The organism is Limosilactobacillus mucosae (assembly GCF_046939755.1).
GTDB lineage: Bacteria > Bacillota > Bacilli > Lactobacillales > Lactobacillaceae > Limosilactobacillus > Limosilactobacillus mucosae_A.
Genome location: NZ_JBKZAY010000001.1, coordinates 40380 through 59661, shown reverse-complemented (window position 1 = coordinate 59661; position 19282 = coordinate 40380). Strand labels below are relative to the sequence as shown.

The following is a 19282-nucleotide window of genomic DNA, read 5'->3' as shown; positions in this document are numbered from 1 at the left end:
GGTACAGTCGTTTTTTTGATTTATTTTGCATCTAATCACTGATATAGTTGTTCTTAGAAGTTTTAATCGGGAAAGGAAGCCATAAAAATGATCACGTTTGGTCGTTATCGCCTTTCATTCTCAAAAGCCTTGACGTTTGGGTTCTTGATCGTGATTGCGATCGGTACGCTGCTTTTGATGCTGCCGATTGCCGTCAAGCCTGGCGAGGATTCATCGTTTATGACGGCATTTTTTACCGCAACCAGTGCAACCTGCGTGACTGGATTGACGCTGGTTGATACGGCGACTCATTGGTCCTTATTTGGTCAACTGGTAATTACAGCTTTGATTGAGATTGGTGGGCTAGGTTTTATGACGTTTGCGATCATGATGTTTTTGTTTGCACGTCAAAAGATCAGGCTTTCAGCACGTCTGTTGGCTCAAGAATCACTGAACCTGCAGTCGCCAGCACAGATTACTATTGTAAATCTAATCGTTGGCCTTTCACTGATTATTCAGGTTTTAGGCGCGCTATTGCTGTGGCCTGATTTTGGTCGTCGGTTTGGCTTGGTCAAAGGGTTATGGTACAGTATCTTTCATTCAATCTCAGCTTTTTGTAACGCTGGTTTTGATCTGTTTGACAACAGCCTGGCATTATTTGCTGATGATACCTATGTCTTATTTATCATGGCAGTTTTGATTATTGCCGGCTCATTTGGTTTTTTGGTTTGGCGCGATCTATTGCTTTATCGAAAAAAGCATCGGTTGTCGCTGCATACTTCACTGGCACTGTCGACTGGCGCGATTATTCTGCTATTATCACTGATGAGCTATCTTTTAACTGAAGATAATCTGGCGGCTCAGTTTCCGCACATGTCGGTTGAGCACCGTTTTATTAATACCATTTTTATGGCAATCACACCGCGGACAGCTGGTCTGACGACTTTTTCCTATCGAGATCTTTCACCAGCTGGTATCGCGGTAACGGTAATCTTGATGTTTATTGGTGGGACGCCAGGTTCAACGGCTGGTGGGATTAAAACGACTACGGTTGGGCTGTTGACGCTGCAGAGCATTGCCACTTTAAAAGGTCAGCGCGATACGGTTTTTGGCCGCCGACGCTTTAAAGAAGAAAATATTTTTCGGGCGCTGACGCTGGTTTTTGTTGCTTTTGCAATTCTTGCCGCGGCCATCTTATTGTTGTGTCTGACGCAGCATTTGCCAGCTGATTTTACTTTGGAAGACATTATTTTTGAAGTTATGGCTGCTTTTGGAACGACAGGTATCAGCATGGGGGTCACGCCACATTTGAATTTATTTGGCAAACTGATCATTATGGCATTGATGTTTATCGGTCGGGTTGGTATTTATACCGTAATGTTTACGATTTTAAATGCTCATCCAAAGCAAAAGAACTATCGCTATCCGGAAGAAGGGGTTTTGATTGGCTAATAAAAACAACTATGCAGTAATTGGCATCGGCCAGTTCGGCAGTTCGGTCTGTGAAACTTTGGCCGAGGCGCATCAAGACATTTTGGCCATTGATAAGAATGAGGACGTTGTTAATGAATACGCCAACATAGTCACGCGGGCGGTTATCGCTGATGCTCAAGATGAGGAAGCGATGCGCGAGCTTGATCTGGGCAGCTTTGACAATGTCTACATTTCAGTGGGAAATATTCAGGCAAGTATCATGGCAACCTTGATTGTTAAGGAATTAGGTGCCAAAAACATTATCTGCAAGGCTGAAAATGAAAATCATGCCCGTGTTCTGGAAAAAATCGGGGCTGACTATGTTGTGCGTCCGGAACGTGATATGGCAAGACGAATGGTATTTCATCAGTTGCATTTAAATATTGCCAACTATTTGATTTTGAATCATGAGCTGACGCTGGCCGAAATCGAAGTTAAAAGCAGAGACTTTTGTGATCATACGCTAAAAGAGCTCAATCTGCGCGATACGTATCAAGTCAACGTGATTGCCATCGTCAGCGGTGAGCAGGTCAATAAACTGCCACAAGCCGACGACACGCTTCGTTATGGCGATCATATCTCAGTCGTTGGGGATGTCGGAGCAATTCAAAAGCTCAGCTCGGTAATCGCTAATGAATAATCAAATCATAAAAACAGCGTTGTGAAGGCTTTATAGTCCAACACAACGCTGTTTTTGGTATTAAGTTGATATTAATCATCAATATCGGAAGTTCCGTGACGAGCTTTTAAAGCCCAAAGAATTGAAACGGTATCGATCACTTCTTGCAGCATCGCCCCGATAAAGGCAGGGATGATGCCAAACGCGGCAATCAGCATCAAGGTTGTACAAATACCGATACCGATCAAGACGGCCTGTTGAGCGATACGCATGGTTTCTTGTGAGATTGTAACGGCAATGGCAACCCGCTGCAGGTCATCTTTAACGATTACCAGATCGGCGGATTCACTGGCTGCCGTTGACCCGTGAGCACCCATGGCGATCCCAACATCGGCAGTTGCCAGTGCGGGTGCATCATTGACGCCATCGCCGACCATTACGACAGGACGACGATCTAGAGGAACGTTTTTTAAAGCGGCAATCTTTTGTTCGGGCAATAGGTCAGCTTTCACCTCATGGATACCGACCAGCTTAGCAACATGCTGAGCAATGGCTTTTTGATCGCCAGTCAGCATAACCAGGTGCTCAACGCCTAGCTGACGCAGCTGTTCCATAGTACGTGGCGCTTCAGGACGAATCTGATCTTGGAAAATTACACAGCCCCAGTACTGATCATCTACACTAGCATAGATTGCGGTCTGTGAGAGCGGCTTTTGGGTCGTATCCGGGTCAGCAAAAAGTAGCTTGCCGACCTTGACTTGCCGACCATCAACGATTGCTGAGATACCATTGCCGACTACCTCTTTTAGCTCACTGGCAGAGCTAAGCGGAATCTGGTGCTCTTGGGCATAGGCAACGGTTGAGCGGGCAAGGATATGTGGCGACTGTTCCTCAGCGCTGGCGGCAAAGTGCAACAGTTCCTTAATGTCGACTCCCTTGGCAGGCTCGAGATGGTCAACGGTCAGCTGGCCGCTGGTAATCGTACCAGTTTTGTCAAAGGCCATTGTTTTTGGATGCGCCATTTTTTCCAGAACGCTGCCAGTTTTGACGATGATCCCGCTGCGTGAGGCTCGACTCATCCCCGAAACGATGGCAACCGGAGCGGCTAAAATCAGCGGGCATGGTGAGGCGACAACCATTACTTGAGCGAAACGGCTGGGATCTTTGCTGATAATCCAAGCAATGCCGCCAATTACAAGTGCTGCCGCAGTAAAGGGAACGGCATAGCGGTCTGCCAAACGGACAAAGTGAGCAGGGGTGTTCTCTGCTTCTTTAACCAGGGCCACCAGTTTTTGATACTGACTGTCACGAGCTAATTTGACGGCTTTAATGACGATTGCCTGATCGCCGTTTAGCGAACCTGACATTACTTGATCGCCAACCTGCTTATCGATTGGCTTTGATTCACCGGTCAGCGAGGATTCGTTGACTTGTGTATTGCCTTTAATGATCTCGCCATCAATTGGTACCAGCTCGCCAGGCTTAACGATGATCATATCGCCAACCTTAACCTGGTCGACATGCACGTCTTCAATCTGCTCGTTTATCAGCCGGTGAGCAGACTGCGGTGAGTTGTCAAGCAGTGCCTTAAGCTCAGAGTTGGCCTTACGAGAGGCATAGTCTTCCAAAGCGTCGCCACCGACCAGCATTACTAAAATCACCATGGCGGCCCAATACTCACTGACGCTTAGGGTAGAGACAACGGCAATGATTGCCAGCAGGTCAACGCCATAGCGACCATTTTTAAGAGTGTGGATCATCTCAATCAGCATCGAAAGCGCGATACCGGCCCCCACGATGGTTACCAAAATCTGGGCAGCAAGCGCCTGCTTAAAAACGTATTGCAGGAGAACTGCTACTAAGGCGACAGCTAAAATCATGAACAATTTCTGCCGATGCGAAAATTTTTTCATAATTTTCAGCTCCTTTCTCCAAATTTTGTCTTAATTATAACGCTGTTTAGTAATCGCTTCCAGATGTCAGCCTGAGTCAATATGCTGGGGTGGTTTCATTAAAGGCAAAATTAATAAACATCGGAATAATTGACGAAAATATAAAATTAGTATTGACATTAAACGTTTTTATCAGTAATATATATAACTGTTGATACGATATCAGCAAAATTAAACAGCAATTGCGGAAGTAGTTCAGTGGTAGAACATCACCTTGCCATGGTGGGGGTCGCGGGTTCGAATCCCGTCTTCCGCTTGATTCCATTATTTCATGCACCCATAGCGCAATTGGATAGAGTGTCTGACTACGAATCAGAAGGTTGAAGGTTCGACTCCTTCTGGGTGCATTAATCGGGAATTAGCTCAGCTTGGTAGAGCGCTTCGTTCGGGACGAAGAGGTCGCAAGTTCAAATCTTGTATTCCCGATTCATAAATAAACATTATGCGGAAGTAGTTCAGTGGTAGAACATCACCTTGCCATGGTGGGGGTCGCGGGTTCGAATCCCGTCTTCCGCTTGAATTGAATATTAATTATGCACCCATAGCGCAATTGGATAGAGTGTCTGACTACGAATCAGAAGGTTGAAGGTTCGACTCCTTCTGGGTGCATTTCTTGCGGAAGTAGTTCAGTGGTAGAACATCACCTTGCCATGGTGGGGGTCGCGGGTTCGAATCCCGTCTTCCGCTTTTTGTATGCCGATGATTTTTCATCGGTTTTTTTATTAAAAAAATCCTGTCAGTACTATTTTGGCAATGACAGGATCTGATCGTTTAACTATGAATAAATAAAAACTGACCGTCATCAATCGAATGAATTGGTGACGGCCAGGCTGATTCTAATAGATTAGCAGACTTATTTGGATGACTTTTGGTAGACACGCTGTCCTTTAAACCAGGTCTCGTTTGCATTTACGGTTGCCAGTTCATCATTTGAAACGCTGAAGATATCTTTATTTAAAATTACAAAGTCAGCTGATTTACCAACTTCCAGCGTTCCATTATGCGTAAAGCCACCGATTTCTGCTGCCCATTTGGTATAACCTAAGATGGCTTGTGGAACGGTAATGGCTTCCTCGATGTTGACGACGTCATTATTGGCAGCTTGGCGCGTTACAGCTGCATAGATACTATAGAAAGGACTGTCAGGCTCGGCCCAGGGAGTACATGGCGCGTCAGAACTTAAAGTTGTCAGAGCTTTTGATTTAAGCATTGATTTAACGCGGTAAGCCAGTTTGAACTGTTTTGGCGTCAGATAGCTACGATAGGATTCATCTTCTGCAAAGAAAAAGATTGGCTGGGTGGAAAGACCGTAATGCATTTTGGCGTGATTAATCTGATCAAGCATCTGGTCGCTGAGCAACGAAGCGTGTTCAATGCGGATTGAAGGCATATCGTCCAGCCAAGGATCTAGATCACAGGTCGTATCCAAAACCAGCTGAATTGCCGCATCGCCCATCGCGTGAATGGCGGCCTGCAGATGGTGCTTTTTGGCAAACCTGATGGCAGTTTTCAGCTTGGCCTGATCAGTAAGTAAGACACCGCGCTTGCCAGAAGGATAAGGTAATGAGTTGTCAGCGGTCTCGCCGGAGATACTACCATCCATGAAAATCTTGATGCCGGCTACCCGCAGCTGGTCATCGCCTACTGGATCAAGATCTTGATCAGGCTTCAGCTCATCATAGACATAATAGATTGAGGCTCGTGGCTTAAAGCCCTGCTTGACGGCATCCTGATAAAGACGCAGCGTAGGGTAGGGGTTAAGCCGCCCCATCATTTCGCCGATTGCAACGATGCCGTTTTCGAGGTAGTGATCGGAGCTGTTGACCATGTTTTTTACGTCATTTTCGTAGCTTTGTGCCGACTTGGCTCGAATCAGCAGCTGACTGGCAGCCACCTCACGCATAAAGCCGTTGGGACGACCGTCTGGGAAGTGTTCGATATGGCCGCCTTTTGGATCTGGGGTGTTTTGATCGATGCCAGCCAGTGCCAAGGCTTTTGAGTTGCCAACCGATGAATGACAGTCGGAACGATAGATGAAGATCGGCTGCTCGGTAGTAACCTGGTCCAGATCGTCAACGGTTGGCGCGCGGTGTTCTGCCAATTTGGTTTCGTCAAAGCCCCATCCCTCGATCCAAACATCCGGACCTTGACCATACTGCGGGGATGCCTTGAGGGCGGCAATCATTTCTTGAATACTGTTGACGTTGGGTGGCGTGCAGGCCGTTCCGTGAAGAGCATCCGCGATATATTTAGGATGGGTATGACAATCAATCAGTCCGGGCAAGACTGTTTGCTGATGCAGATCAATTGCTTTAGGATCGTCAACTTGTTCAGTCTGGCCAATCCAGCTGATGTAGCCGTTTTTGACTTTAAAGGCAGAGACGAAATCAGTTTCGTTGGTACCGACAAATACCTTGCCGTTGACAAAAGTTTGTTCCATAATTAGTTCCTCCATGATATCTTGGTAGCGGTAACATTATGATAATCCGCCAACTGGATTGAGACAACCTTGGAAAAATAAAACTGAACGTTATATTAATTATTATCTAAAAAATCAAAACTAGCATTTTAATTAAGGGTAGCCTATCTAAATGATGAAAGCCTTTGCTTATTTTTGATAAGTTTGAATTTGCACAAGATAAAAATAATTTTGAAAGTGCTTTAGATGATCATGAAGCCCTTTACATCGGTAGGGAAACGATTTTTAAATCCAGTGGTCTAGTTCAAATGTGCAAACGTTCACTTTTCAAATCGATAAGAATCTGCTAAGATAGGGGCTGTAAAGGAAATCTAATGATTGCAAAGGAGATTTTGCTCTATGAAAGCTGCTGTTATTCGTGAAAATTGTGATGGCTTCGTTGACGTTAAGGACGTTACGCTGCGTGATCTGAAGCCAGGTGAAGCATTAGTTGACATGGAATACTGTGGTCTTTGCCACACCGACCTGCACGTTGCTGCCGGTGATTTTGGCAAGAAACCTGGTACGATCATTGGTCACGAAGGTGTTGGTCGCGTATCCAAGGTTGCTCCTGGCGTTACCAGCCTGAAAGTTGGCGACCGAGTATCGATTGCTTGGTTCTTTAAGGGCTGTGGCCACTGTGAATACTGTCTGACGGGTCGTGAAACGCTTTGCCGCAATGTTTTGAACGCCGGCTACACTGCTGATGGTGCCATGGCTGAACAATGCATCGTTCCTGCCGACTACGCAGTTAAGGTACCAGAAGGCCTGGACCCAGTCGAAGCAACTTCTCTGACCTGTGCCGGCGTTACGATGTACAAGGCATTGAAGGTTTCCGGCGTCAAGCCAGGTCAATGGGTATCAATCGTTGGTGCCGGTGGTCTGGGTAACCTGGGGATTCAATTTGCCCACAACGTATTTGGTGCGCACGTGGTTGCCGTTGACGGTAACCCTGACAAGCTGGAAGCTGCCAAGAAGGAAGGCGCTGAAGTTTTGATCAACCGTCATGACGGCAACGTTGACGAACAGATCCAAGAGAAGGTTGGTGGCGTTCATGCCGCTGTTGTTACGGCCGTTACGCCAGCTGCCTTTGACCAAGCTGTTGGCTCTCTGCGTCCAGATGGCAAGCTGGTTGCCGTTGCTCTGCCAAAGGGTGACATGCAGCTGAACATTGCCAAGACGGTTCTGGATGGGATCGTTGTTGCCGGTTCGCTGGTTGGTACGCGTCAAGACCTGGCTGAATGTTTCCAATTTGGTGCTGAAGGCAAGGTTCACCCAATCGTTAAGACCCGCAAGCTGGAAGAAATCAACGACATGATCCAAGAACTTAAGGACAACAAAGTGGTTGGCCGGAACGTCGTTGACTTTGTACACAACAAGTAATTGAATAACGACTAAGGTAAGCTGATCTTAGCAATCTAAAATTAAAGCTCATCGTTGTTTTTACAGCGGTGAGTTTTTTTAATTTTAAAATCGGAATTTTATAGATATATATGATAAAATGAAGGTCAATATTAGTCAGATGAAGAATAAGGGGGCGAAATTTTGGAAGACCGCAGTATTTCAGATATTATTGAAGCTTATCTTAAAGAAATTCTTGGCAACTCAGAGCAGATTGAGATACGTCGTTCAGAAGTGGCCAACCATTTTGATGTGGTACCATCACAAATCAATTATGTAATTAAAACTCGCTTCACCTTGCAAAACGGCTATCTGGTTCAAAGCAAACGTGGCGGAGGCGGCTATATTCGTATTGAACGCATCAATCTATTGGATGATGTCGATGTCTTGGATATGCTGATCAATGCAATTGGCGACTCAATCAGTGAGCGGGATGCCTTCGATGTGATTCGAACTTTATATGAAGAAAAAGTCATCACGCGGCGAGAGGGCGATTTAATGATGGTAATGGTCGCCAAGCAAACCTTGAAACTGGATAGTCGGGTTAAAGAAAATCAGTTGCGGGCCCGGGTTTTGACTTCACTGTTAAACCGGCTGCGTTTTGAAAGCTAAGAGAGAAAGAGACGGTGATTTAATGGACAATAATTCATACACCCGAAGCGCGCAAAACGTTTTGCAGATTGCCCAAGAACAGGCACACTACTTTAAGCATCAGGCTGTGGGAACCGAGCACCTGCTGCTGGCGTTGAGCATGGTTTCCAATAGTATTGCAGGCCGCGTCTTAAATCAGTTTAACGTCACCAGCGATGATATTCGTGAAGAAATCGAAAGCTTAACCGGTTATGGCACGATGCAGGATGTTGATCGCGATACCTATCTGCCTGATTCGCCCAAACTGCGCAGTATTTTATTGCTGGCTAAGCAAATGGCTCAGCGTCTGCAGGCTCCGCAAATTGGGACTGAGCATCTGCTGCTGGCTCTGTTGAGTGATGATGCAATCCTATCATCACGAATCTTAAGCAATCTGGACGTTAATCCAAAGCAGGCACGCCGGATCCTGCTGCGGCGCTTAGGAATCACTGAAAATCAACAACGACGGGCACCACGGCGACGTCCTGGTGAAAATGATGGCAGCGATGGCGAGGTTCAGGGAACGCCAACGCTGGACAAGCTGGCTCGTGACCTGACGCAGATTGCGCGCAGTGATGGCATGGATCCCGTGGTTGGTCGTGATCGTGAAATCAAGCGGGTAATTCAGATTCTTAGTCGGCGGACTAAAAACAATCCAGTGCTGATTGGTGAGCCAGGAGTTGGTAAAACTGCAATTGCAGAAGGACTGGCCGAACGCATCGTAGCCGGTCGAGTTCCTGAAGAACTGGCTGATAAGCGATTAATGATGCTGGATATGGGCTCGCTGGTTGCTGGTACTAAGTATCGAGGCGAGTTTGAGGACCGCTTGAAAAAAATCATCAATGAAATCTATCATGACGGCCATGTGATTCTTTTTATCGATGAGCTGCACACGCTGGTTGGAGCTGGCGGTGCAGAAGGAGCGATCGATGCCTCGAATATCTTAAAACCGGCACTGGCCCGTGGTGAGCTGCAGACGATTGGCGCCACGACGCTGGATGAGTATCAAAAATACATTGAATCTGATGCCGCTTTGGAACGGCGCTTTGCAACGGTTCAAGTTGAAGAGCCGACTGCTGAGGATGCGTTGGCGATTTTAAAAGGACTGCGCCCCAAATATGAAGAACATCATCACGTCAAAATCGATGATGAAGCCTTAGAAGCTGCCGTTAAGCTGTCAACGCGTTATTTGACGAGCCGTTTTCTGCCAGATAAGGCTATTGATTTGATGGATGAGGCAGCGGCTATGGTACGCATCGAAGCTGAAGAACAGTCCGCGCCGCTGGCAAACGAACAGGCTCAGCTGCGCAAACTGGGCGAAGAAAAAGAACGGGCGATTGAGCAGCAGGATTTTGATCGCGCGGCCCAGCTCAGGCAGACTGAACTGACCATTAAGGCACGACTGGTGCAAGAAGAAGAGCAGCGACAAAAGCAGGCTGATCAGCATCAGCTGCACGTTACCGGCGAAGACATTGCCAAAGTGGTTGCAGAATGGACGGGCGTGCCGCTGACCCAGCTGCAAAAGACGGAAAGCGACCGACTGATCAATCTGGAACGAGTCCTGCATCAACGCGTGATCGGTCAGGACGAGGCCGTTTCGGCAATTGCTCGTTCAATTCGTCGAGCGCGCAGTGGGCTTAAGGATCCTAATCGGCCAATTGGCTCATTCATGTTTCTGGGGCCAACCGGGGTCGGGAAGACGGAACTGGCTAAGGCATTGGCTGAAGCAATGTTTGGCTCAGAAAACAATATGATTCGTGTTGATATGTCTGAATATATGGAAAAATACAGCGTCAGTCGCTTGATTGGGGCGGCTCCCGGCTATGTTGGCTACGATGAGGGCGGTCAGCTGACGGAAAAAGTTCGTCAGCATCCTTATAGCGTTGTGTTGCTCGATGAAGCCGAAAAAGCCCACCCTGATGTATTCAATCTGTTGCTGCAGGTGCTGGACGATGGCTATCTGACGGATTCAAAAGGTCGGCGCGTTGATTTTCGCAATACGATCTTGATTATGACTTCTAATCTCGGGGCAACCCAACTGCAGGACGAAAAAAAGGTTGGCTTTGGAGCTGCCAATATGACAGAAGATTATCAGGCTATGTCAGCCGCCATCAGGCAACAGTTGAAACTGCACTTCCGGCCTGAATTTCTAAACCGGATTGATGAAACGATCATCTTCCACTCCTTGAATCAAAAAGAGCTGCATCAGATTGTTAAGCTCTTGGCCGACAAAGTCAAGCAGCGGATGGTTGAACGTGATATTAAGGTCCGCTTTACGCCTGGTGCGATCGATGTGATTGCTAAAGCTGGCTATAATCCTGAATATGGAGCACGACCACTGCGACGCTCATTGCAAAATCTGGTTGAGGATCCATTGAGCGAGGCGCTGTTGGCCGGTGCGGTTCAAACTGGCGATGAAGTAGTAATCGGCTCGCGTCAAGGCAAGATCACGCTAAAGGATAAGCGTGGGGATGCTAATCCTGAATTGATTACCCTGCCTTAAAAGCTTGCCGGTTTCGATAAATAACCTGATAGATAAATTTTATAAGTCATTGAATCATCATTTCATGAAATGAGATTTAATGACTTTTATTTTTAGCGAATTGGTAACCCGAGCTTGCAAGAACTGGTTTTTCGTGTGAGAATTATTTTTAACTAATATGGGAAACCGATAAGGGAGAATCGATAGAACATGAAACGAGCAGAACAATTGGCAAAAACTCGCCAAGCAATTTTGAAAACCGCTACGACACTTTTTTTGCAAAAGGGCTTTTCTGGCGCCTCAACCAGAGATATCGCCAAGCAGATCGGCATCACTCAGCCAGCTTTGTACCATCATTTTAATGATAAGGAAGTTTTATACTTGGCAGTTCTAACCAATCTATGCGGTAAGGTTCGTCAGGATATCAATAAGGTTATGCGCAAGCAGCAGATCGCTCCAGAAGAACGGCTGTATGGAATTACCGAAGTATTGAGAAAGCATCATCCACTCAACGTCTATGATCAATATCAAGAAGCCAAAAGAGAGCTTTCCGAAAGTGCTCAGCGCAAATTAGACATGCTGTTTACAATGGATTACCTTGAACCGATTGCTGATTTCTTTAAGCTTCCTGAAGTACATTTGCGGCCGGATCTGCTGCCTAAAGAAGCGGCGGAATTGTTTATTGCTGATCTGTCGCCAATCTTTAAGTCATTTCAGCCAATTGGCGGCCATGCCATCTCTGAAGAGCAGCGTATCAAGCTGATTTTGAGCTGTGTTTTACGCGGCTTGACGGTTCCAGCAGCCGCCAGCGAAAAATAAAAACTAAATATTGACAATGAATTAGCAAACGCGTATGATAACTGGTGTATGTAATTGCGAGTTCATTTGAGTTCCGTGATCTCTTGTCCATGGGATTCTTTATAAAAACCAAAGACAGCCGTCAGCTGTTTTTGGATTTTTTTTGCCCAAAAGCCGGAATTTTGATGAATTGTAATCAAAATGTAATATTACAAACTTGAATGAACTTGCCCAACAAATTTGAGAGGTGAATAGTTTGGCCGGACATTTAGTAAAATACGGTAAGCACCGTACGCGTCGCAGTTACTCCCGTATCAAGGAAGTACTGGACCTGCCTAACTTGATTGAAATCCAGACCGATTCCTATAACTGGTTTATGGAAAAAGGTCTGCGGGAAATGTTTAACGACATCATGCCAATCGATGACTTCCAAGGCAAACTGTCGCTGGAATTCGTCGACTACCAACTGCTTGAACCTAAGTATACGGTTGATGAAGCCCGGGAACACGATGCAAACTACTCTGCACCGCTGCACGTTACCCTGCGCTTGACAAACCATGAAACTGGCGAAATCAAGTCCCAAGACGTGTTCTTCGGCGACTTCCCACTGATGACGGACCAAGGTACCTTTATTATCAATGGTGCGGAACGGGTAATCGTTTCTCAATTGGTTCGCTCACCTGGCGTTTACTACAATGAAGAAGATGACAAAAACGGCCGGCCAAGCTATGGCGCTACCTTTATCCCAAACCGTGGTGCCTGGCTGGAATACGAAACCGATGCGAAGGGAATCTCTTACGTACGGGTTGACCGGACGCGGAAGCTGCCATTGACCGAAATGGTGCGGGCACTGGGCTTTGGCTCTGACGATGAAATCATCGATATGCTGGGCGGCAACAGCGAAGGCCTGTCTGCTACGATTGATAAAGACGTGCACAAGAACCCTGAAGACTCACGAGTTGAAGAATCCTTAAAGGATATCTACGAACGTTTGCGTCCAGGTGAACCTAAGACGGCTGATTCAGCGCGGAATCTGCTGACGGCTCGTTTCTTTGATCCAAAGCGCTACGATATGGCACCAGTTGGTCGTTACAAGACCAACAAGAAACTGATGATGAAGTACCGGCTGCTGGGTCAAACGCTGGCTGAAACGCTGGCTGATCCTGAAACTGGTGAAATCTTGGCCAACAAGGGCGATGTAGTTACTAAAGAAGTATTGAAGAATTTGGAACCGGCCTTGGATAACGATGACTTCAAGATGGTTACCTACACGCCATCTGATGAAGCTGTTGTTACGGCACCGGTTAAGCTGCAAAAGATCCTGGTTTACTCCAAGAACGATCCTGACCGTGTTGTGCCAATCGTTGCCAACGGTCACATTCCTTTGGAGCTTAAGCACATTCAACCAGCCGACATCATCGCGTCCATCAATTACTTCTTCAACCTGCAAGAAGGCATTGGCACGACCGATGATATCGACCACTTGGGTAACCGGCGGATTCGTTCCGTAGGCGAGCTGCTGCAAAACCAATTCCGGATCGGCTTGGCTCGGATGGAACGAGTGGTTCGTGAACGGATGTCGATTCAAGACATTAATACGGTTACGCCACAGCAGCTGATCAACATTCGTCCAGTAGTTGCCTCAATTAAAGAATTCTTTGGTTCTTCACAGCTGTCTCAGTTCATGGACCAAACCAACCCACTGGGCGAACTTTCCCACAAACGGCGTCTGTCTGCTTTGGGGCCTGGTGGTTTGACTCGTGACCGGGCCGGCTATGAAGTTCGTGACGTTCACTATACTCACTACGGCCGGATGTGCCCAATTGAAACTCCTGAAGGTCCTAACATCGGTCTGATCAACTCTCTGTCATCCTATGCTCGGATCAATGAATACGGCTTTATTGAAACGCCATACCACCGTGTTTCATGGGATACGCACAAGGTTACCGACAAGATCGACTACCTGACTGCCGATGAAGAAGATAACTACATCATTGCGCAGGCCAATACCAAGCTTAACGATGATGGCTCATTTGCTGATGAACAAATCATGTGCCGTCATAAGGATGACTATGTTGAAACGACTCCTGAAAACGTCGACTACATGGATATCTCGCCTAAGCAGGTTGTTTCCGTTGCCTCGGCATGTATTCCTTTCTTGGAAAACGATGACTCCAACCGTGCGTTGATGGGTGCCAACATGCAGCGTCAGGCGGTTCCTTTGATCAACCCTCACGCACCGCTGATCGGTACCGGGATTGAATACAAAGCTGCTCATGACTCTGGTGTTGCCTTGGTTGCCAAGAAGGCTGGTACGGTTGAATACGTTGATGCTCGTGAAATTCGGGTTCGTGAAGAAGATGGCACGCTTGATACCTACAAGCTGATGAAATTCCGTCGTTCCAATGGTGGTAAGAACTACAACCAGCGTCCAATCGTGAAGGTCGGTGAGCATATCGATGCTGATGACGTTTTGGCTGATGGTCCATCAATGGAGCAAGGTGAATTGGCGCTGGGTCAAAACCCATTGATTGCCTTCATGACTTGGCAAGGGTATAACTTTGAAGATGCCATTGCCATCAATGAACGGCTGATTAAAGAAGACGTCTACACTTCAATTCACATCGAATCATATGAATCTGAAGCTCGTGAAACCAAGCTCGGGCCTGAAGAAATGACCAGCGAGATCCCTAACGTTGGTGCCGATGCTTTGAAGAACCTTGACGAAACTGGTGTTATTCGTGTTGGTGCTGAAGTTAATGATGGTGACATTCTGGTCGGTAAGGTTACGCCAAAGGGAATGACTGAGCTGTCAGCTGAAGAACGTCTGCTGCATGCCATCTTCGGTGAAAAGTCGCGTGAGGTTCGTGATACATCACTGCGGGTACCACACGGCGGTGGCGGTATCGTTCAGGACGTTAAGGTATTTACGCGTGAAAACGGTGATGAGCTGGCTCCTGGTGTCAACAAGATGGTACGGGTCTACATTGCTCAAAAACGTAAGATCCAAGTCGGTGACAAGATGGCCGGCCGTCACGGTAACAAGGGTACGGTTTCGATCGTGGTGCCAGAAGAAGACATGCCATACATGCCAGATGGTACGCCAATTGATATCATGCTGAGTCCAATGGGTGTGCCTTCTCGTATGAACATTGGTCAGGTTATTGAACTGCACCTGGGGATGGCTGCTCGTAAGCTGGGCATTCACATTGCTACGCCAGTCTTTGATGGGGCAACCGATGAAGACGTTTGGGAAGCAGTTAAAGAAGCTGGGTTGCCATCTGATGGGAAGACGATTCTTTATGATGGTCGAACGGGTGAACCATTTGAACAACGGGTTTCCGTTGGTGTCATGCACTACCTGAAGCTGGCACACATGGTTGACGACAAGATTCACGCTCGTTCAATTGGACCTTACTCACTGGTTACGCAACAGCCATTGGGTGGTAAGGCACAATTTGGTGGTCAGCGTTTCGGTGAAATGGAAGTCTGGGCCCTGGAAGCCTATGGTGCTGCCTACACGCTGCAAGAAATCTTGACTTACAAGTCAGATGACGTTGTTGGTCGTGTCAACACCTACGAAGCCATCATCAATGGTGACCCGATTCCAAAGCCGGGTGTTCCTGAATCCTTCCGCGTGCTGGTTAAGGAACTGCAATCCCTTGGCTTGGATATGAAGGTGCTTGACAGTCAAAACGAAGAAGTTCAACTCAAGAACATGGATGAAGGCGTGGCCGACATCCGCAAGCTGGCGCGCGATGGCAGCGACAAGCACGAAGAAGTCAAAGACGAAGCAAAACAAGACTAGTTTGCCTGAATTGAAATAAGGAGGATCATCCTTTGATTGACGTCAATAAATTTGAAAGCATGCAGATCGGTCTGGCCTCACCACAAAAGATCCGCAGCTGGTCGTACGGGGAAGTTAAAAAGCCGGAAACGATCAACTACCGGACACTGAAGCCAGAAAAAGACGGTCTGTTTGACGAACGAATCTTTGGTCCAACCAAGGATTACGAATGTGCTTGTGGTAAGTACAAGCGGATTCGTTTCAAGGGCCGCGTTTGTGACCGCTGTGGAGTTGAGGTTACCAGCTCTAAGGTACGTCGCGAACGGATGGGGCACATCGAACTGGCCGCCCCTGTTTCTCACATTTGGTACTTCAAGGGGATTCCTAGTCGAATGGGCCTGGTCTTGGACATGAGCCCACGTGCCCTAGAAGAAGTCATTTACTTTGCTTCCTACGTTGTTTTGGATGCCGGTGACACGCCACTGGAAAAGAAGCAGCTGCTTTCTGAAGCGGAATACCGTGAAAAGAAAGAAGAATACGGTGACCGCTTCACTGCTGAAATGGGTGCGGAAGCCATTCAAAAACTGTTGGCTGACGTTGACCTGGAAAAAGAAGCTACCGAATTAAAAGCCGTCTTGAAGGAAGCGACTGGACAAAAGCGGACGCGCGCCGTTCGCCGTCTGGACATTTTGGAAGCTTTCTTAAAGTCTGGCAACAAGCCAGAATGGATGGTTATGGACGTTATTCCAGTTATGCCGCCTGATTTGCGGCCAATGGTACAACTGGAAGGTGGTCGTTTCGCAACTTCTGATTTGAACGATCTGTATCGGCGGGTTATCAACCGGAATAATCGTCTGAAGCGGCTGCTGGAATTGAACGCACCTGGCATCATCGTTCAAAATGAAAAGCGAATGCTGCAGGAAGCCGTTGATGCACTGATTGATAACGGTCGTCGTGGTCGTCCGGTTGCTGGTCCTGGTAACCGTCCACTAAAATCGTTGTCTCACTTGCTGAAAGGTAAGCAGGGGCGTTTCCGTCAAAACCTGCTGGGTAAGCGTGTTGACTACTCTGGTCGTTCGGTTATTGATGTTGGTCCTAATCTGAAGATGAACCAGATGGGGCTGCCAGTACCAATGGCAATGGAGCTGTTCAAGCCATTTATCATGCATGAATTGACCAAGCGGGGGCTGGCTACCAACGTTAAGGCCGCTAAGCGTTTGATCGACAAGCGTGATAACAAGGTCTTTGATGTCTTGGAAGACGTTATCAGCGAACACCCAGTTCTGCTTAACCGGGCACCTACTCTGCACCGTTTGGGTATTCAAGCTTTTGAACCAGTATTGGTATCTGGTAAGGCGATGCGTCTGCACCCACTGGTTTGTGCTGCCTACAATGCCGACTTTGACGGTGACCAAATGGCTATTCACGTTCCGCTGTCTGATGAGGCGCAAGCTGAAGCCCGGCTGCTGATGCTGGCTGCTCACCATATTCTGTCGCCTCGTGACGGTGAACCAATCGTGGCGCCTTCTCAAGATATGGTTATCGGTAACTACTACATGACGACCGAAGACAAGGCCCGTGAAGGCGAAGGCATGATCTTCAAGGATGCCAACGAAGCCTACATGGCCTACAAGGATGGCTTTGTTGCCCTGCAGACACGGGTTGGGGTTCAGGTTTCCTCAATGCCAAAGAAGCCGTTTACTGATGAACAGCGCAGTCAGATCATGGTTACCAGTGTTGGTAAGCTGATCTTCAATGGCATCATGCCAGAAGACTACTACTACATCAATGAACCAACTAATGACAACCTTTTGAATGGTGTTCCTGACAAGTACTTCTTGGACAAGGGTGAAGATATTCATGCCTACCTGGAAAACGCGCCGCTGGTTCCACCATTTAAGAAGGGCTTCTTGTCTGACATCATTGCCGAAGTCTACAAGAAGTACAAGGTTACTAAGACTTCGCAATTCCTTGACCGCATCAAGGATCTGGGTTACTACGAATCCACGATTTCTGGTGTTACCGTGGGGATTGCCGATATTACCGACTTGAAAGAAAAGCCGGCAATCATTGAAAATGCCCACAAGCAGGTTGCTTTGGTTACCAAGCAGTTCCGTCGTGGTCTGATTACTGATGACGAACGCTACGAGCGGGTTATTGGCATTTGGAATGATGCCAAAGATGAAGTTCAAAACAAGCTGATTGAACACATGGATATCCACAACCCAATCAACATGATGTCTGACTCGGGTGCTCGTGGTAACATCTCCAACTTTACTCAGCTGGCCGGGATGCGTGGTCTGATGGCCGCTCCTAACGGTAAAATCATGGAACTGCCTGTTCTTTCAAACTTCCGTGAAGGCCTTTCAGTTCTGGAAATGTTCTTGTCCTCTCACGGTGCTCGTAAAGGTATGACTGATACGGCCCTTAAGACTGCCAACTCAGGTTACCTGACTCGTCGTCTGGTTGATGTTGCCCAAGACGTTGTCGTTCGTGAAAAGGACTGTGGCACGGATCGTGGTCTGGATGTTGCCGCAATTACGGAAGGCAATGAAATGATCGAACCACTATACGATCGGATTCTGGGTCGTTACACGATGAAGTCCGTCTTTGATCCAGAAACTGGTGAGAAGATCTGCGACAAGAACGTGCTGGTTGACGAAGAGATGGCTCAAAAGATCGTTGATGCCGGAGTTAAGAAGGTAACGATCCGCTCAGCCTTCACTTGCAACACTGAACACGGTGTCTGTGAACGCTGCTACGGTCGTAACGCTGCTACTGGTGACAAGGTTGAAGCCGGTGAAGCCGTCGGTACGGTCGCTGCTCAATCAATCGGTGAACCAGGTACTCAATTGACGCTGCGGAACTTCCACACTGGTGGGGTTGCTGGCAATGACGATATCACGCAGGGTCTTCCTCGTGTGCAAGAAATTGTGGAAGCGCGGAATCCTAAAGGTAAGGCAACGATTTCTGAAGTTACTGGTGAAGTTCAATCAGTCGAAGAAAACCCAGCTGAACGGACCAAAGACGTTACGATTGTTGGTGAAAACGATACGCGGACTTATACGCTGCCAATCACGGCTCGGCTCAAGGTTGAAGAAGGCGACTACATTCACCGTGGGATGCAATTGAATGAAGGTTCAATTGATCCTAAGGAACTGATCCGTGTTCGCGACGTGCTGTCTACGGAAACCTACCTGTTGGCTGAAGTTCAAAAGGTTTACCGGATGCAGGGTATCGATCTGCTCGACAAGCACGTTGAAATCATGATTCGTCAAATGATGCGTAAGGTTCGCGTCATGGATCCTGGTGATACTGATCTTTTGCCAGGTGAACTGATGGATATCAGTCAATTCCGTGATGCCAACCGTGACACGCTGGTGGCCGGTAACATTCCAGCAACGTCACGTCCGGTTATCTTAGGGATTACCAAGGCTGCCTTGGAGACCAACAGTTTCCTGTCGGCTGCCTCCTTCCAAGAAACGACTCGTGTCTTGACGGATGCGGCTATTCGTGGCAAGAACGATCCACTGGTTGGTCTGAAGGAAAACGTTATTATCGGGAAACTGATTCCTGCTGGTACTGGTATGAGCAACTATCGCAACATCAAGCCAAAAGAAGTTGCTGTAGCTGCCGACGCACCAATGAAATCGACCAGCGATATCGAAGCCGAAATGAAAAAACAAAAGTAGGCTAAAGCTTT

The 19282-nt window shown here is 47.5% G+C and carries 10 protein-coding genes and 6 tRNA genes; 14 read left to right on the top strand and 2 right to left on the bottom strand.

Features of this window, described 5'->3' with window-relative positions:
- Positions 1–87: 87 nt before the first annotated feature.
- Together ACLUWI_RS00350 and ACLUWI_RS00345 are read left to right on the top strand one after the other, a co-directional pair.
- On the top strand, positions 88–1431 hold the full coding sequence (locus ACLUWI_RS00350) for a TrkH family potassium uptake protein (RefSeq protein ID WP_412145675.1): 1344 nt from the start codon (positions 88–90) through the stop codon (positions 1429–1431).
- On the top strand, positions 1424–2092 hold the full coding sequence (locus tag ACLUWI_RS00345) for a potassium channel family protein (protein WP_412145674.1): 669 nt from the start codon (positions 1424–1426) through the stop codon (positions 2090–2092). Before ACLUWI_RS00350 ends, ACLUWI_RS00345 begins: the two co-directional genes overlap by 8 nt.
- Positions 2093–2163: 71 nt before the next feature.
- Here the strand turns inward: ACLUWI_RS00345 and ACLUWI_RS00340 are convergent, their stop codons facing one another.
- A complete protein-coding gene (locus ACLUWI_RS00340; protein WP_412145673.1) occupies positions 2164–3984 on the bottom strand; it encodes a heavy metal translocating P-type ATPase in 1821 nt (606 codons plus the stop codon).
- Positions 3985–4207: 223 nt separating this feature from the next.
- On the opposite strand from ACLUWI_RS00340, the gene ACLUWI_RS00335 reads away from it, so the two are divergent.
- The 6 genes from ACLUWI_RS00335 (at position 4208) to ACLUWI_RS00310 (ending at position 4710) form a co-directional block, all read left to right on the top strand.
- A tRNA-Gly gene (locus ACLUWI_RS00335) sits at positions 4208–4279 on the top strand.
- A 17-nt stretch (positions 4280–4296) separates the two neighbouring features.
- Positions 4297–4370: transfer RNA gene (locus ACLUWI_RS00330), tRNA-Arg, on the top strand.
- Positions 4371–4375: 5 nt separating this feature from the next.
- Positions 4376–4449, top strand: a tRNA-Pro gene (locus tag ACLUWI_RS00325).
- Positions 4450–4467: 18 nt separating this feature from the next.
- Positions 4468–4539 (top strand) — tRNA-Gly (locus ACLUWI_RS00320).
- Between the two features lie 19 nt (positions 4540–4558).
- A tRNA-Arg gene (locus ACLUWI_RS00315) sits at positions 4559–4632 on the top strand.
- 6 nt (positions 4633–4638) lie between these two features.
- A tRNA-Gly gene (locus tag ACLUWI_RS00310) sits at positions 4639–4710 on the top strand.
- Between the two features lie 166 nt (positions 4711–4876).
- On the opposite strand, the gene ACLUWI_RS00305 is transcribed toward ACLUWI_RS00310, so the two are convergent.
- Entirely contained in the window at positions 4877–6463 is a 1587-nt protein-coding gene (locus ACLUWI_RS00305) for an amidohydrolase (protein WP_412145672.1), read from the bottom strand.
- Between the two features lie 378 nt (positions 6464–6841).
- Between ACLUWI_RS00305 and adhP the strand changes: the two genes are divergently transcribed.
- The 6 genes from adhP to rpoC all read left to right on the top strand — a co-directional run bounded on the left by adhP (position 6842) and on the right by rpoC (position 19271).
- On the top strand, positions 6842–7864 hold the full coding sequence (gene adhP, locus ACLUWI_RS00300) for an alcohol dehydrogenase AdhP (protein WP_412145671.1): 1023 nt from the start codon (positions 6842–6844) through the stop codon (positions 7862–7864).
- A 162-nt stretch (positions 7865–8026) separates the two neighbouring features.
- Positions 8027–8494, top strand: coding sequence for a CtsR family transcriptional regulator (locus ACLUWI_RS00295; protein ID WP_006500635.1), 468 nt, complete (start codon positions 8027–8029; stop codon positions 8492–8494).
- A gap of 22 nt (positions 8495–8516) precedes the next feature.
- Positions 8517–11015 (top strand): ATP-dependent Clp protease ATP-binding subunit, encoded by a 2499-nt coding sequence (locus tag ACLUWI_RS00290; RefSeq protein WP_412145670.1) that lies wholly within the window; start codon positions 8517–8519, stop codon positions 11013–11015.
- Between the two features lie 189 nt (positions 11016–11204).
- Complete coding sequence (locus ACLUWI_RS00285) at positions 11205–11813, top strand: TetR/AcrR family transcriptional regulator (protein WP_412145669.1); 609 nt, start codon at positions 11205–11207, stop codon at positions 11811–11813.
- A 226-nt stretch (positions 11814–12039) separates the two neighbouring features.
- Complete coding sequence (locus tag ACLUWI_RS00280) at positions 12040–15600, top strand: DNA-directed RNA polymerase subunit beta (RefSeq protein WP_412145668.1); 3561 nt, start codon at positions 12040–12042, stop codon at positions 15598–15600.
- A 32-nt stretch (positions 15601–15632) separates the two neighbouring features.
- Entirely contained in the window at positions 15633–19271 is a 3639-nt protein-coding gene (rpoC, locus tag ACLUWI_RS00275) for a DNA-directed RNA polymerase subunit beta' (protein ID WP_412145667.1), read from the top strand.
- Positions 19272–19282 lie beyond the last annotated feature (11 nt).

Excerpts from the sequence above, each read along its gene's own strand:
- adhP (WP_412145671.1), top strand. The coding sequence starts at position 6,842 with ATGAAAGCTGCTGTTATTCGTGAAAATTGTGATGGCTTCGTTGACGTT.
- ACLUWI_RS00340 (WP_412145673.1), bottom strand. The coding sequence starts at position 3,984 with ATGAAAAAATTTTCGCATCGGCAGAAATTGTTCATGATTTTAGCTGTC.
- ACLUWI_RS00350 (WP_412145675.1), top strand. The coding sequence starts at position 88 with ATGATCACGTTTGGTCGTTATCGCCTTTCATTCTCAAAAGCCTTGACG.
- ACLUWI_RS00285 (WP_412145669.1), top strand. The coding sequence starts at position 11,205 with ATGAAACGAGCAGAACAATTGGCAAAAACTCGCCAAGCAATTTTGAAA.
- ACLUWI_RS00305 (WP_412145672.1), bottom strand. The coding sequence starts at position 6,463 with ATGGAACAAACTTTTGTCAACGGCAAGGTATTTGTCGGTACCAACGAA.
- ACLUWI_RS00290 (WP_412145670.1), top strand. The coding sequence starts at position 8,517 with ATGGACAATAATTCATACACCCGAAGCGCGCAAAACGTTTTGCAGATT.